General features: G+C 49.9%; 14 protein-coding genes and 1 tRNA gene. 8 read left to right on the forward strand and 7 right to left on the reverse strand.

Translation table 11 applies throughout. The features are described from left to right. Window positions 1–57: 57 nt before the first annotated feature. Window positions 58–1,374: a hypothetical protein gene (locus CEK60_RS06095; RefSeq protein ID WP_157698013.1), complete on the reverse strand. Its 1,317-nt coding sequence runs from the start codon at window positions 1,372–1,374 to the stop codon at window positions 58–60. A gap of 186 nt (window positions 1,375–1,560) precedes the next feature. On the opposite strand from CEK60_RS06095, the gene CEK60_RS22085 reads away from it, so the two are divergent. From CEK60_RS22085 to CEK60_RS06110, 4 genes are all read left to right on the forward strand, one after another. Continuing rightward, a complete protein-coding gene (locus CEK60_RS22085; protein WP_157698014.1) occupies window positions 1,561–1,767 on the forward strand; it encodes a hypothetical protein in 207 nt (68 codons plus the stop codon). 81 nt (window positions 1,768–1,848) lie between these two features. Beyond that, window positions 1,849–2,256, forward strand: a complete 408-nt coding sequence (locus CEK60_RS06100) for a hypothetical protein (RefSeq protein ID WP_089038277.1) — start codon at window positions 1,849–1,851, stop codon at window positions 2,254–2,256. 93 nt (window positions 2,257–2,349) lie between these two features. Beyond that, window positions 2,350–2,571 (forward strand): DUF4224 domain-containing protein, encoded by a 222-nt coding sequence (locus tag CEK60_RS06105; protein WP_089038278.1) that lies wholly within the window; start codon window positions 2,350–2,352, stop codon window positions 2,569–2,571. Further along, complete coding sequence (locus CEK60_RS06110) at window positions 2,568–3,587, forward strand: tyrosine-type recombinase/integrase (RefSeq protein ID WP_089038279.1); 1,020 nt, start codon at window positions 2,568–2,570, stop codon at window positions 3,585–3,587. The genes CEK60_RS06105 and CEK60_RS06110 overlap by 4 nt, the downstream gene beginning before the upstream one ends. Before the next feature lie 133 nt (window positions 3,588–3,720). Here the strand turns inward: CEK60_RS06110 and CEK60_RS06115 are convergent. Both CEK60_RS06115 and CEK60_RS06120 read right to left on the reverse strand, forming a co-directional pair. After that, window positions 3,721–3,811, reverse strand: a tRNA-Ser gene (locus CEK60_RS06115). Between the two features lie 58 nt (window positions 3,812–3,869). Next, window positions 3,870–5,576 carry a potassium/proton antiporter gene (locus tag CEK60_RS06120; protein WP_089038280.1) on the reverse strand — a complete coding sequence of 569 codons (1,707 nt, stop codon included), beginning with the start codon at window positions 5,574–5,576 and terminating at the stop codon, window positions 3,870–3,872. 147 nt (window positions 5,577–5,723) lie between these two features. Here CEK60_RS06120 and CEK60_RS06125 point away from each other — a divergent pair, with 147 nt between their 5' ends. Both CEK60_RS06125 and CEK60_RS06130 read left to right on the forward strand, forming a co-directional pair. Beyond that, on the forward strand, window positions 5,724–6,884 hold the full coding sequence (locus CEK60_RS06125) for an ABC transporter substrate-binding protein (RefSeq protein WP_089038281.1): 1,161 nt from the start codon (window positions 5,724–5,726) through the stop codon (window positions 6,882–6,884). Between the two features lie 26 nt (window positions 6,885–6,910). Next, the gene (locus CEK60_RS06130) at window positions 6,911–8,296 is read left to right on the forward strand and encodes a 3'-5' exonuclease family protein (protein ID WP_089038282.1); all 1,386 of its coding nucleotides are present in this window, start codon (window positions 6,911–6,913) and stop codon (window positions 8,294–8,296) included. A gap of 28 nt (window positions 8,297–8,324) precedes the next feature. Here CEK60_RS06130 and CEK60_RS06135 read toward each other — a convergent pair whose 3' ends face one another. The 3 genes from CEK60_RS06135 to CEK60_RS06145 all read right to left on the reverse strand — a co-directional run bounded on the left by CEK60_RS06135 (window position 8,325) and on the right by CEK60_RS06145 (window position 11,930). After that, window positions 8,325–9,131, reverse strand: coding sequence for an alpha/beta fold hydrolase (locus CEK60_RS06135; protein WP_089038283.1), 807 nt, complete (start codon window positions 9,129–9,131; stop codon window positions 8,325–8,327). A 54-nt stretch (window positions 9,132–9,185) separates the two neighbouring features. Then, on the reverse strand, window positions 9,186–9,854 hold the full coding sequence (locus CEK60_RS06140) for a 7-cyano-7-deazaguanine/7-aminomethyl-7-deazaguanine transporter (RefSeq protein WP_089038284.1): 669 nt from the start codon (window positions 9,852–9,854) through the stop codon (window positions 9,186–9,188). A gap of 159 nt (window positions 9,855–10,013) precedes the next feature. Then, on the reverse strand, window positions 10,014–11,930 hold the full coding sequence (locus CEK60_RS06145) for a propionyl-CoA synthetase (protein ID WP_089038285.1): 1,917 nt from the start codon (window positions 11,928–11,930) through the stop codon (window positions 10,014–10,016). A gap of 287 nt (window positions 11,931–12,217) precedes the next feature. Between CEK60_RS06145 and CEK60_RS06150 the strand changes: the two genes are divergently transcribed. After that, window positions 12,218–12,538 carry an ArsR/SmtB family transcription factor gene (locus CEK60_RS06150; RefSeq protein ID WP_083004010.1) on the forward strand — a complete coding sequence of 107 codons (321 nt, stop codon included), beginning with the start codon at window positions 12,218–12,220 and terminating at the stop codon, window positions 12,536–12,538. 31 nt (window positions 12,539–12,569) lie between these two features. On the opposite strand, the gene sohB is transcribed toward CEK60_RS06150, so the two are convergent. After that, a complete protein-coding gene (gene sohB / locus CEK60_RS06155) occupies window positions 12,570–13,616 on the reverse strand; it encodes a protease SohB (protein WP_089038286.1) in 1,047 nt (348 codons plus the stop codon). A 140-nt stretch (window positions 13,617–13,756) separates the two neighbouring features. On the opposite strand from sohB, the gene CEK60_RS06160 reads away from it, so the two are divergent. After that, window positions 13,757–14,068 carry an SCP2 sterol-binding domain-containing protein gene (locus CEK60_RS06160; protein WP_038484038.1) on the forward strand — a complete coding sequence of 104 codons (312 nt, stop codon included), beginning with the start codon at window positions 13,757–13,759 and terminating at the stop codon, window positions 14,066–14,068. The last annotated feature ends 3 nt before the right edge of the window (window positions 14,069–14,071 follow it).

Genomic DNA, 14,071 nt, shown 5'->3' on the forward strand with positions numbered 1-14,071 from the left:
TCGGAGACGAATGGTTTATCTGTAGGCAAACCCGTAAGCTCCAATATAAAATGCAATTTATTTTTGATTGAAAGTAATTGAATGCTGAATTTTTTTGGAATCTATTTGAGAATAATCATTAGACATATAGTTATTGGCACTAATCCCATGTCGCTTTGAAGAATACCCCACTACATCAAAGTCAAATGAATCCATATCGGTGAAGGTAGGTAGCCAAAAAACCCAAACAATATCACACGCAATAAATTCACAAAATGCAGTTACATTATCATCCTTTTTAAAGAAAACAGTAATCCGAGGGCTTGCCTCCACCCCTTTAAATGCATTATAAGCCGGTGGCATAACTGCATTATAAACCGGTGGCAATTTCTCTTTTACGGGTGATTTTAGAAGCCATTTGAGGGTAATATTAAAATATTCCAGATGCGTATCAGGAATTACACTCATCGCATACTTAACTAAGGCTTTATAAACATTTTGATAAACCAACTCTCCCGACTCCGGAAAAATAATGTCATTATTTTCTGGATTATAAGGTGCATCTACCTTTACATTTACAACGTCATCCTCCTTTTTTAATTCGTATTTTCCAGCTTTAAATTTTGGGCTTCTTTTTTTACCGCCATCACCTACAACCATTCTCATGGGGCCAATCATGGCAACTATATCTTGCTCTAACTTATCACCAAAAAATCTGTTACAGTCATCACACTCTTCATTTAAAATAATTTTTTTATTCCCTAATGCCTCTGATATCGCATGAGCTTTCAATTTAAACTTTTCAGGTTTGTTTGGACCACACTTACAAAACCTACAAATTCTTTTATATTTTTCTTTTGCTCCTATCCTTTTCTCTACGTTTTGTCCGTAAAAAAAATACCTAAAACCCTCAATCCCAAGATTTTTTTCACGTTCTTTCATGTATGACTCAAAATCATTGAAACTTACAAACCCTAAATTTATTGCAGTTAACTCGTTTGAATAAAAATTACGGTCACTATAAGCTAGCTCTCCTGATTTAAAATAAAAAACCTCTCCATCCATTATATTCCCAAAAAAACTTCTAATTTTTTTCTTGTTAGAAAAATCAACATCACAATTTGCCAGATACCTTCTTAGCATTAAAGAAAATTTCTCATTTTTCTTAAGCTCTATGAAGTGATCAATAAATATTTCCGCCTCCTCGTTGACTCCGAATAAACTTAGAAAAAGAAGACATGGTTTTAAAAGCTCACCTTCATCATCCAGCTCAACCTTGTAAGTTAAACACTCGCTTTTAGAAATTATATTGAAATTTTGCACTAAATAACCTCGCAACATGACCAATGAGGACATCACTCCATGATTCAGTACAAAAGTGTAAGACATTTTCATGCATTTTGCGGCCTCGGAGGCTCAACCGGATTCAAAAACGGCCTTGCTCACATTAGAAAGCTGCCAAGAAAGCAGGGTTCTATCGCTTCGAGAAAGCCGACGATGCAGAAGCCGACACGCTTTTCGAACTCATCGACGCTTTGCCGAAAATCAAAGCAACTGGATCGCTAGTGGCCTAGGAGAGAAATGAGCTATTACCCAAAACCAACGATGTGCATGTCCTGCCGCCACGCCATTGCCGATTGTGGCCACCTGCCCTTTTCTTCAATGCCCATACTGAGCAAAAGCAAGCATCGCATTATCGTCAGCTGTAAGGAGTACCAAGATGCTCGACCAGCTCCCGAGCGCCAAGCGGATCGCCGAGATAGTCCGCAAACGGCGGCTTATTCCTAACACGCCTCACTGGCGATTATCGACCAGATTATTCAAAGACTACCGCCGCCAATGAGCGGTTTTTTAATACTCGGAGATTTTATGACTCAGCGAGAACGGTTTGAGGCGTGGGCAGTTAAGCCGCCACGTAATTGGTGGGTAGCGCGAGCGGACGAAAACCATAACTATTTGCTAGCAGGCGAATACTTAGATGAAGGCGTGCAGCGTGCCTGGGAGGGATGGCAAGCCGCTTGCCCCGAAGGCTACAGCTTGGTGCCTACCAAGATAACGGCTGAGTCTGGTCACAAGTACGCCCTCATGGGGGAGTTTTGCGAATCTGTAAAAATTACATGTCCAGAGTGCTGGAGTGACGATGAAGCCGATGTTGATTGCGAAATATGCTACGGCCACGGTGAGTTCACGCAACGCGTTCCTATTGAGTGGGACACCATCAAACGCATTCATGACCGCGTAGTAACTAAATCAACCCCGCCAGAAACGCCGTGTTAATTTTTCCCTCCGATTAGTAGGCCGCCAACTGGCGGTTTTTTTGTGCCTGTAGGCCCTGCTTGGGCCTCGCTGTCCACCAAAGGAGACGCCACTATGGACCTGTTATTAACACTAGGCGAGATAGAGACCCTGACTGGCCGCAAGCGAACCAAGGAGCAATGTGCCTCGCTTGATGCCATGGGAGTGCGCTGGAAGATTAATGCCAGTGGCGCACTTATTGTAGGCCGTCGGCATGTTGAGCAAGTGCTGTGCGGCGAAAATCTCAGCCAGGCGCCAGAAACCAAACGACCTAATTTTGAGGCCTTACACGCATGACGCAGGAAAACCCAGGCATTCCCAGGGTGTATTGGAAAAGTGGCGCATGGCGCTATAAATGCAACGCCCGCCAGAAAGCACTGGTGGGCAAAAGTTGGATACGACTAGGAGAAACAGCTAAGGAAGCCCTAGCAGCCTATGAGCAGTGGCAGGAGCGGCTATTCCCCAAAGCAGGCATGGGCCGCATATTCGACCGCTATGAAGCTGAGATCATCCCCGCCAAGCCTGCTGAAGCAACACGACGCTCCAACCTGCAGGAGCTTAAAAAGCTGCGCGCTGTGTTTGCCGATTGTGAGCCAAGCGATATATCGGTACACGACATTTATCGTTATATGGACGCCCGCGGTGTTCAGTCCAAAACGCAGGCCAACCACGAGTTGGCATTGCTCAAGCACATATTTAGGTACGCCCAGAGATGGGGAATTGTCGAACACAACCCCGCCGATCCGGTGACCAAGTTCAAGCTCAAGCCGCGTGACCGCTATATCACGCACGCAGAGTTTAGCCGCTTTCTGAAATTCACTTCCCCATGGGTACGCCGCTACGCCCTACTGAAATACAAAACCGGACTACGCCAACGTGACCTTCTCACTCTTCGTCTGGATCAACTCACGCCGGACGGTATCGTGCTACGCAGCAGTAAGGCAGGTAAGCAGGCCGTCATTCCCTGGGATGATGAGCTGAGGCGTTTAGTGCAGGAGATAAAGGCCGACAACCTAGGCCGTGGCAAGCAAGGCCCCACATTGTTCTGCAAGCGGGACGGTATGCCCTACAACAAGGATAAGTTTCACAGTCGCTGGCAATACGGAATGCGGAAGGCGATGCATGAAGGCCACGTCGAGCGATTCACCGAGCATGATATCCGGGCTAAGCATGCGACCGATGCTGATGAGCAAGGCTATGACGCCATGACTAATTTGCAGCACAGCGACCGTCGAACGACTGAGGTCTATCTACGTGCTAAGCGAGTGTTGACGGTAAGTACGTTAGGAGCGGAAGAGTTCTTAGAAGATTAGACATTCGTCTATTGTGCACTGGTCTAGCGAAAGCAGTATAACGGCAGGTGTTCCCCTCGTTATATTTTCGCCCTTTTTTGACGCCTAGAAACAAAAAAAGGAACCAGCTAAGTAGCTGATTCCCTTAATATTTTGGCGGAGGGACAGGGATTCGAACCCTGGATAGGCTATTAACCTATGCCGGTTTTCAAGACCGGTGCATTCAACCGCTCTGCCATCCCTCCGGCTTATGGGTGCGTATAATAACAGCTTTCCCTTGGAAGTCAACGCCTTTCCGATTAATTAGTAGAGCCTTAAGCCAACACGGGTAATGTTACCGCCTTCCATTTCACTAACCACCCAGTGAATGCCATGCCAGTCGACATCGTCGCCTACTACTGGGTGGCCGCCGACGCGTAGCGAGATAAACTCCGCAAGCGTCATGTCCTGCTCACCGGGGCTTAAGGTTAAACCGTAGGCTTGAGCTATATCCTGCATTTGCGCTTCGCCATCCAAGGTAAAGGTACCAAAGAAGGCCCGCTCTTGTTTGAGCTTTGCATCGCCGTTGAATAGGCGATTGAGCGCGACGAGGTCTTCGGTGCGACCAATGACACAAATGACATCATCAAGCTTTAGCCGCGTACTCCCTTTGGGGTGAAGCATCACGTGGTTGCGAAATAGCGCCGAAATCAATGCGCCCGAAGGGAAACGCAGTAGCCGGATAGGAACATCTTCTAAATCTTCGTTTTCGACCACGTAAACAAACATCTCAAAATCATTATCCGGCATTATGCCTAGCGGCCCTCGGCGGTTTGGCGTGGTACCTACGGGTACTTCTACTTTCAGCCATCGCGCCATAAGTGTTAGCGAACCGCCCTGAATAAGCAGCGACATCAGTACCACCGCAAACGCTACGTTAAAGTACAACGAAGCATTTTCCACCCCGCCGATTAACGGGAAGATAGCCAACACGATTGGTACCGCGCCCCGCAAGCCAACCCAGGCAATAAAGAAGGTTTCTCGCCAGCGGAATTTGAAAAATGGCTTAATAGTGATCAATACCGCCAGGGGGCGCGCGACAAAAATCAGTGCTAGCGCAACGAGTCCTGCTGGCAATGCCACGTCCCAGAGCTGGCTTGGAGTGACGAGTAAGCCCAGCACCAGGAACAAACCAATTTGGCTCAGCCAAGCCAACCCGTCGTGTACCGGAAGAATAAAGTTAAGATGGCGCCCAGGCTGATTACCAATCATCAGCCCTGCTAAATAAATGGCCAGGAAGCCGCTGCCGCCTAGCACGCTGGTTAACCCAAACACGCTAAACCCAAGCGCCAGCGCTAGCATGGCATAAAGGCCCGGGGCTAGATCTAACCAACGCAGCAGCTTGGCGCTTAGCCAGCCACCACCGATACCAACAACTAAACCAATACCAAACTGGGAAATGAAGAACAGCAGTGTTTCGCCAATGCCGCCAATATCACCAACCAACAGCTCGACTAACATCAGCGTGAGGAAAATGGCCATCGGGTCGTTGGTACCCGATTCAATTTCCAGCGTGGCCCCTACCCGCTCGTTGAGATTAACCCCACGGCCGCTAAGCATCGAGAACACGGCTGCGGCATCGGTGGAGCCAACAATTGCCCCAACAAGTAATCCTTGTACTAGGGAAAGATCAAACACCCACATGGAAATGACACCAACAATAGCGCTGGTGATAAAGACGCCAAAGGTGGCTAACGAGAGAGCTGGCCTAAAGCCGACACGGAACGTTTTTAATCGAGTGCGAAGGCCGCCATCCAGCAGAATCATCGCGAGCGCTAGATGGCCAATCGTGAACGCCATGGTGTAATCGTCAAACTCAACCCCTAGCAGGCCCTCTTCCCCCGCCAGCATGCCAAGTCCTAAGAAAATCAGTAGCAGCGGCACTCCCATCATTGAAGAAAGACGGCTCGCTAAAATGCTGAGCGCCATCAGGGAACCGCCTACTAAGAAGAACGTGTAAATTGCGTCCATGTCTCTCCGTCTCACCATCAATGCCGTTCTATTATTACATGCCACTGTACAATTTACTGGGCTTGTTAGGCTTGTCGCTTACAGGGGCTAGCCAGATCCTTCATCTCACAGCTAAACTCCGGCGTCATACCATCGGGAGTTAAGGTTATGTTGAACGCTTTTTGGCGTGTCGGTTCACTTGTATTCTTCACATTAAGCATTTTTTTATTATTTTCAATTTCAGCCACTTACGCAAATGAAGACAGCGAAACAGTTAGTAGCAGTGAGCCGCTTACGCTTGAGAGCGAGGTATCATTGCCCATTGGGCTATGGCCACCTATAGACAATGACGCAGCAGAAAATGAGCCGGAAGAAGCGCCCAGTATGGCGCTTATACCACCACCGCCATTAGAGCCGCCCCCCTTAAAGCAGCTTCGTCTAATGCTCGATTGGTATGTCAGCCCTCAGCACGCAGCCTTAATTGTGGCGAAGCAGCGTGGCCTGTTTGCTGCCCAAGGACTTGAACTTGAATTATTAACCCCCGCAGACCCATCCATCGCGATCAAACTGTTGACGGCGGGAGAAGTTGATCTGGCGTTAACGCGTCAGCCGCTGTTGCATTTACACGCTCACGATGGTGCCGCTATTACCCGTATTGGCACGCTGATTGAGACACCACTCAATGCTGTCATCGTGGCAGGAGACGTCCCAACAGGCGAAACTACCGATCAACTTGCAGGTTTGCACTATGGCTTTTCCACCCGCGAAGGGCGTGATGTGCTGGCAGATCAGCTGGTGCCTACCTCCTTTCGCCAAATCGACGATTTCGCCCCGCCGGAAAGCGTCCATTTTGATGCTGCCGGCGCCCTGCGAGAAGGCCGTGTTGATGCCATCGCCGATGGCTTTTATCACACGCTGCCACAACAGCTGGCGTCAGATGGCATTGTCACCCACACCGTGCGTTACAACGATGTTGACGTGCCGCGTCATGATGGTTTGATACTGCTGGCACATAGCGACTCAGTAACAAAACAAGCAGCCACTTGGTCACGTGTTCTTGTGGCCTTGGAAGAGGCGAGTAATTGGATTATTGAAAACCCGGATGCAGCATGGTCGTTGCTGATTGATAGCTACCCTGCACTGGATAATGCGATTAACGAAGCCGCCTGGGACGACCTATTACGCCGCATTGCCATTAGCCCGGCGGCTCTTGATGCCCGACGCTATGCATCATTCGAACACTATCTTGAGCAAGCAGGTATTATCGAAACAGCTTTGCCAGTTGCCCGACTAGCCGTCAATCCTCATACGTTGACCGATGTACGCTGAAATAAGGTAGTAATAACGCAAGCGCCATGAGCAACACGCCACTGATATTTATTGATGTTGAGACGACGGGCACCCGTGCGACGCGTGACCGCATTACTGAAATTGCTGCCTTAAAGGTAGTCAATGATCACATAACGGATCGCTGGGTCAGCCTGATTAATCCTGGCACCAGCGTGCCTTCTCACATCAGCCAGCTAACCGGCATTTATGATGATATGCTGATTGATGCGCCCTCTTTTAAGACCATTGCGCACAGCCTGCGAGAATGGCTCGGTGAAGACTGTCTTGTAGCCCACAATGCACGCTTTGATGCCAGCTTTCTGCGTAACGAGTTCAAGCGTGCCAGTATTACCTATCAGCCGCACCTCCTCTGCACACTGCGCATTTCCCGCCGCTTAATGCCTGAACTGCCCAAGCACAATCTCCGCGTCTTATTGGCGCATTTCAACATTCCACAAGCCCGCCAGCATCGGGCAGAGGATGATGCCACTGCGCTTTGGCAGCTTTGGAAAACCTGGCAACAGCAGTATGACGCTGCCAGCTGGCAAGCCGCTCTTGCCGATGAGCAGCGCCACCGAAGCCTGCCCGCACATTTACCCAGTGAGCAACTAACCGGGCTTCCTGCTTCACCAGGGGTTTATTTGTTTTATGGTCACAACCGCCTTCCCTTGTACGTTGGCAAAAGCATTAATTTACGCAGCCGCGTGCTTGGCCATTTCCAGCGCGACCACCAGGACGACAAAGAGATGCGCCTTGCCCAGCAAATACAGCACGTTGAGTGGGAAGAAACCGCTGGCGATTTAAGCGCCCAGCTAAGAGAGGCTCAACTGGTCAAAGAGCTGATGCCGATTATGAACCGACAGTTACGCCGTCAGGGGCATTTAAAAACGTGGTATTGGCCAACCGATCAACCTTGCCCAACACTGGTCAGCGGCAAAGCCATCAGCCAGCCTCAGCCGGGAAAGCTCTTTGGGCTGTTTCGCAGTGCCAAAGAAGCTAAAGATGCGCTGCGCAATATTGCCGAAACACATCAGCTTTGCCCGCAGGTGCTCGGATTAGATAAGGGAACAGGGCGGTGTTTTACTAATCAGTTAGGCAAGTGTCGAGGCGCCTGCTGCGGGCAGGAGCCACTTGAAAACCACACGCAGCGTGCTCAAGAAGCACTGGCATCTTTTCAAGTAAAAACATGGCCTTGGCCGGGGCGAATCATTATTCGCGAGAAAAGCCGTAAAAATGGCCCAACTAGCCACCATGTGGTCGATCACTGGTGCTATTTCGGCAGCGCCACGACCAAACAGCGTGCCTTGGGGCTAAAGGGAGTCGCTGCCAAATTTGATGTGGATACCTATCGCATCCTAAACCGCTTTTTACGCGAACCAGAGCGGCACAACCTGACGGTGTTGCCGCTCTAGCTCTCCGTTACTTAGCGTTGCCTTCAGGCTACGCGTGGGCGGCCATAAATGCATCAACGGCTTGCTGGAATGCTTCTGGTTGATCGGCGTGAAGCCAATGCCCGGCGTTTTTAAGTGTTACTACTCTTGCGCGTGGCAGTACTTCGCGTAGCGCTGGCAGCATGTCATCTGCGACGTAGTGCGAATCAGCGCCTTTAAGCACCAGTGTCGGCCCTTCGAAAGCGCGGTCACCATCAGGCTTGCCGATAATCGCTTCATAACCACGTTGAATTTCATCCAACCCAACGCGCACCTCCATCTCACCCTGCTCATTGCGCACTAAATTGGTGGCAAGAAACAGCCGAGTTGGACGGGAGTCAACATGCTCGGCCAATAAGGTGTCGGCTTCACGGCGGTTAGTGGGTTTACCCGCTTTTACCCGTTCGAGTGCAGCAAACACATCGTCGTGACCGTGCTGATAAGCCACCGGAGCAATATCTGCTACCATCAGTGACGCGCAGCACTCAGGACTCATACGCGCCAGCGTCATAGCCACCTTACCGCCCATGGAGTGACCCAATACATGTGCGCGTTCGATCCCAAGCTTATCGAGCGCCGCCAACACGTCTTGGCTCATCGCGGTATAGCTCATTCCTTCTGCATGAGGTGAACGACCGTGGTTGCGAAGATCCACAGCAATGACCCGCCTACTGCGCTGCCAAACCTTTAAATGCGAACGCCAGTTATCGGCGCTACCCAACAAACCGTGGATCACCACAAGAGGTAGTTGATCATCGCTACCTGATTCGTCGGGCAAATCGATCACATAAAGATCAACACGGGCATCATCAGACATGCGGGCTCCTCAGTCGTTACGCTTGGATTTATGCTTGGTCGTTAAGCCTAGCCGTTATGCGGTACGGGGTGATGCGTCAGTTTGCCCTGTCCACACGACTAGCCGACGCGTTAGCCACGCTAACAACAGACCATATAAAGGCAGGAAGAATAATAGACTAATGCCTAGCTTAATGGCGTAGTCGACCACGGCTATTTCTACCCAATGTTCGGCCATAAAAGGGTCTGGGCTGTTATAAAATGCGGTCGCAAAGAAAGCAAAGGTATCCGCTAGATTGCCCAATACAGTAGAGCAAACGGGAGCTACCCACCACGCCCACTGACGAAGACGATCAAACACTTGAACATCGAGTAACTGGCCTAGCACGTAAGCAAGGAAACTAGCCAACGCGATACGGGCAACAAATAGATTCCATTCACCCAAGGCTTCGATACCGACAAAGCTTCCCCGTGGAAAAATTACCGAAACAACGTAGGAAACCACCAACGCCGGAAACATGACCCGCAGTATAATTGAGCGAGCTGGCCCTTTCCCGAACAAACGAACCGTTAAGTCCGTTGCAAGAAAGATAAAGGGGAAACTGAACGCGCCCCAGGTAGTATGGAAACCAAACAGGGTAAATGGCAATTGAACCAAGTAGTTACTGGCGGCAATGATGCCAATATGAAACGCGACCATTACCAGAAGGCAACGGCGGTGCTGGGTGTCGGTTAATGCAAACATGCAGGTTGGCCTTTTTTTGCAAGTCCGAGGGGTTAGGGAACCCTCATTTAAGCGCGGTTAACGCCACTGGGGCGCGCATTATACGCCTTCCGCTAGGTAATTAAAGTCGCCCACCTGCCGGGGCGACTCTATTCATCACGCTATTAGCAACGTTTTAAACTAAACGTCTAGCGACTTAGCTTGGTCCGACGCGCCGACAGAACGCTCGCGCATCGCCGCATGCACGTCTTCTAAGCTAGTCGGATCATCAATGGTTGAGGGAATGCCGAACGACTTACCGTCGGCAATATTACGCAGCAACTTGCGCAAAATTTTACCCGAGCGGGTTTTAGGCAATCGATTGACGACCAACACCTGCTTAAAGCAAGCAATCGGCCCAATGTGCTCGCGTACTCGACTGATCAGCTCTGCTTCAAGCGTTGCTTCATCGCCATCGAAACCATCTTTAGTGATCACCAGCCCGATGGGTAGTTGGCCTTTTAGCTCGTCGTGAATACCAATCACGGCACACTCAGCCACCGCAGGGTGCGCACCGACGATTTCTTCCATTTCGCCGGTAGAAAGTCGATGCCCGGCAACGTTGATCACATCATCGGTTCTACCCATGATGAATAAGTACCCGTCTTCATCGAAGTAGCCACCATCGCCAGTCAGGTAATAACCTGGGTAGGCTGCCATGTAGGCACTATGAAAACGTTGGGGATCATGCCAGATACCGGAAAGGCAACCAGGTGGAAGCGGTTGCTTAATAACCACGCTGCCCTGCTGCATTGGGTCTGTTTGCTCACCGTCACGATCCAAAATTTGCACGTTAAAGCCAGGTACAGGAAAGGTAGCCGAGCCTGCTTTGGTGGGCGCAGACTCAATGCCAGGTAAGTTTGCCGCAATAGGCCAGCCGGTTTCAGTTTGCCACCAATGATCGATTACCGGTACATCCAGCAGGTCATCAAGCCAATGAAACGTCGGTGGGTCTAAGCGCTCACCGGCTACATATAAGTGTTCAAGACTGCTGATATCGTAATTAGCTAGCAGCTTGGCATCAGGGTCTTCTTTTTTGATTGCCCGGAAGGCAGTCGGTGCAGTGAAAAAGCTTTTAACCTTGTACTCGTCAATCAACCGCCAAAAGCCGCCTGCATCAGGTGTTTTAACGGGTTTCCCCTCATACACGATTGTGGTGCAGCCTCTTAGCAGTGGCGCATACACAATATAAGAGTGTCCCACTACCCACCCTACATCCGACGCCGTAAACATCACATCGCCAGGATTCAGGGCATAAATTGCTTCCATCGAATAGGCTAACGCTACCGCGTATCCGCCTGTGTCTCGCATAACCCCCTTGGGCTTACCTGTCGTGCCAGAGGTATACAGGATATAGAGTGGGTCGGTCGCTTTTACGGGAACACAATCAGCAAACGGCGCATCCGCTACCAGTGCTTGCCAATCATGGTCGCCTTGATGGAGTTCCGCACGATGGGCTTCACGTTGAAAAACGACGCAGGCATCCGGTTTAAAACTGCTGAGTGCAATGGCTTGATCAACAATAGGTTTGTAAGGAAGTACTTTATCAACTTCAATGCCACAGGAAGCAGCAATCACTACTTTTGGCTCAGCATCTTCAATGCGCACCGCCAGTTCATGGGGTGCGAAACCTCCAAACACAACCGAGTGAACCGCCCCTAATCGGGCACAGGCATACATTGCGATGAGCGCCTCAGTCACCATCGGCATGTAAATAACCACTCGATCCCCCTTTGTCACACCAAGGCGCGCAAGCCCTCCGGCAAACTGCGCAACACGATCACGCAACGCTTGATAGGTAATGGTTTGCTTTGACTGGGTAACGGGAGAATCCCATAGGATAGCAGGCTGGTCACCCCTGCCTTGCTCGACGTGGTAATCGATCGCCGCGTAGCAAATATTCAGCTCGCCATCGTCAAACCAACGGGCATGTTGCTGATCGTCATAGATAAGAGTTGTGGAAGGAAATTTGAACCAAGGTAGCCGCTTGGCCTGCTCAGCCCAGAATGTTTCGGGATGTTCAACTGAGTGCTGATACGTTTGCTGATAGAGGCTCATGGTGGGACCTGACTTTATTGTGTTATTGAAAGTTACCAATTGTTGACACTTTATAAAGTAAGCAGCCGCCACACCCTCATACTATGGGATAAATCGCGACTAAAGCGCTATACACCCAGCATCATTGTCGACAAAACACCACACCACTACCATTGATAGATCGTTAAACCAGCGTTTGGACAAATACCGCTAAATTACTGATCATTCAACAACTGATCCTCGCGACGCGACGATGCCTAAATAACCTATAACAACGCTGTCACAACCGTGTAGGCAAGGAGATCCTCATGTCTGCTTCTACTAGCGCCGCTGCCCGTTTACTGGAACATGATTGCCACGCCATTGAGGCGGGCACTAATCTACTTAAAGCATTGGCAAACGAAAAACGCCTCCAAATACTCTGTCTGCTGGCAGAAAAAGAGCTCTCAGTCACTCAAATCAATCAGCAACTGGAGCTAAGTCAGTCAGCGTTAAGCCAACACTTGGCAATTTTGCGCCGCGATCAGTTGGTCGACACTCGCCGCGAATCGCAAACCATTTACTACTCATTAAGTAGTGAAAGCGCCAAGGCAATCATTGACACCCTGGCGCACCACTACGCCGCCTAACTGCCAAACAGCTATTAACAGTAGCTATCGACTATCGACGCTGCCAACCAGCCGCATCGATTAAACCAAGCCCTTTAACAATGGCTTGCTCGACGCCCGCCGACATAGCCAAGCCTACCTTACGGCTGAGGGTTTTCGGCGGTTCAAGCTTCACGCTGTACACCTGAGCCTGCGCCATGCGCTCTACCAAATACGCCTCACTGGTACCAATGCTGTCGGTCAGTTTCTGTTCTAACGCTTCACTGCCGTACCAAATTTCACCCGTCGCTAGTGCATCAATGTCCATGTCAGGACGATGCTGAGAGACATACTCTTTAAACAACCGATGGGTATTTTCTAAATCATCAATAAATTTTTCACGACCCTCTTCGGTATTTTCCCCTAGCACGGTCAAGGTTCGTTTGTATTTGCCCGCCGTCAGCAGTTCGACATCAATATCATTGCGCTTTAGCAAGCGATGAATATTAGGCACCTGAGCCACAACGCCAATAGAGCCAATCACCGCAAACGGCGCAGCTTTAATATGGTTAGCTGTACACGCCATCATATAGCCGCCGCTGGCGGCCACTTTGTCGATACATACCGTTGTGGTTAAACCTGCCGCTTGAAGACGATCAAGCTGCGCTGCCGCTAAGCCATAGGCATGCACGAGCCCGCCCGCCGACTCTAACCGCACGACAACTTCATCCTCGGCTGCGGCAACATCAATAATCGCAGAAACTTCCTGAGCAAACTGCTCAGTTTGCGAAGCCTTGAGATCACCATGAAAGTCCAACACCCATACCTTCTGAGCGCTCTGAGCCTCTCCTTTGCCTTGCTTGGCAGCCTTATGCTTTGCTTTCTCTTCTTGGCGAAACGCTTTTACCAGTTTTTTGCGTGCACCTTGTTCTGTCGTAGTAACGCGCAGCCTGCGGCCACGAGAGCGCCGCTGGTCATTGAGAGACTCTACGCTTAGCTTAAGGCTATTATCCCCACTCTCCTTATTACGCAACACTAACGCCAGCACGATGCCCACCATCGCCATCAGCAAAGTGGCTTGAATCAAAAACGTGCCCATCTCTACCATCCAGTCACTCATACCTTCTCTCCTACTCGACAATCTAGCTTGATTAAAACACTTGTTTAAAATAACCTCGTTAATAGCGTCGTGAGAAACTAACTCACCTAACGCCTTACACCTGCTTGGTTAACGACCAAATAATTTTTTGGGAATTTATAATGTCATCGAACACGTTAGATAAACTTCAGTCGCGCTTTAATCCAGAAGCTGCCAAAGGAATGGATGAGGTATTTCAATTTCATTTCTCTGACGCAGGCAGCCATTACATGGTGATCCAAGATGGAACGCTGGACGCACACGAAGGCGAACACGACGATCCTTCTGTAAGCCTAAGCATGAGTTCAGATACGCTTAAAGGCATCATGAGCGGCGATATCAACGGCATGACGGCTTTTATGACGGGTAAGCTGAAAGCTACCGGCAATGTTATGCTGGCCACTAAGCTGACCAGCCTGTTTCCCAGTAAATAATGC

The sequence above is a fragment of the Halomonas sp. N3-2A genome (assembly GCF_002216165.1).
Taxonomy (GTDB): Bacteria; Pseudomonadota; Gammaproteobacteria; order Pseudomonadales; family Halomonadaceae; genus Vreelandella.

What these genes read in the sequence shown, in the direction of transcription:
- CEK60_RS06100 (WP_089038277.1), top strand. Translation starts at nt 1,849, where the DNA reads ATGACTCAGCGAGAACGGTTTGAGGCGTGGGCAGTTAAGCCGCCACGT.
- CEK60_RS06140 (WP_089038284.1), bottom strand. Translation starts at nt 9,854, where the DNA reads ATGTTTGCATTAACCGACACCCAGCACCGCCGTTGCCTTCTGGTAATG.
- CEK60_RS06110 (WP_089038279.1), top strand. Translation starts at nt 2,568, where the DNA reads ATGACGCAGGAAAACCCAGGCATTCCCAGGGTGTATTGGAAAAGTGGC.
- CEK60_RS06130 (WP_089038282.1), top strand. Translation starts at nt 6,911, where the DNA reads ATGAGCAACACGCCACTGATATTTATTGATGTTGAGACGACGGGCACC.
- CEK60_RS06150 (WP_083004010.1), top strand. Translation starts at nt 12,218, where the DNA reads ATGTCTGCTTCTACTAGCGCCGCTGCCCGTTTACTGGAACATGATTGC.
- CEK60_RS06120 (WP_089038280.1), bottom strand. Translation starts at nt 5,576, where the DNA reads ATGGACGCAATTTACACGTTCTTCTTAGTAGGCGGTTCCCTGATGGCG.
- CEK60_RS06160 (WP_038484038.1), top strand. Translation starts at nt 13,757, where the DNA reads ATGTCATCGAACACGTTAGATAAACTTCAGTCGCGCTTTAATCCAGAA.
- CEK60_RS06135 (WP_089038283.1), bottom strand. Translation starts at nt 9,131, where the DNA reads ATGTCTGATGATGCCCGTGTTGATCTTTATGTGATCGATTTGCCCGAC.
- CEK60_RS06105 (WP_089038278.1), top strand. Translation starts at nt 2,350, where the DNA reads ATGGACCTGTTATTAACACTAGGCGAGATAGAGACCCTGACTGGCCGC.
- CEK60_RS06095 (WP_157698013.1), bottom strand. Translation starts at nt 1,374, where the DNA reads ATGAAAATGTCTTACACTTTTGTACTGAATCATGGAGTGATGTCCTCA.
- CEK60_RS06125 (WP_089038281.1), top strand. Translation starts at nt 5,724, where the DNA reads ATGTTGAACGCTTTTTGGCGTGTCGGTTCACTTGTATTCTTCACATTA.
- sohB (WP_089038286.1), bottom strand. Translation starts at nt 13,616, where the DNA reads ATGAGTGACTGGATGGTAGAGATGGGCACGTTTTTGATTCAAGCCACT.
- CEK60_RS22085 (WP_157698014.1), top strand. Translation starts at nt 1,561, where the DNA reads ATGAGCTATTACCCAAAACCAACGATGTGCATGTCCTGCCGCCACGCC.
- CEK60_RS06145 (WP_089038285.1), bottom strand. Translation starts at nt 11,930, where the DNA reads ATGAGCCTCTATCAGCAAACGTATCAGCACTCAGTTGAACATCCCGAA.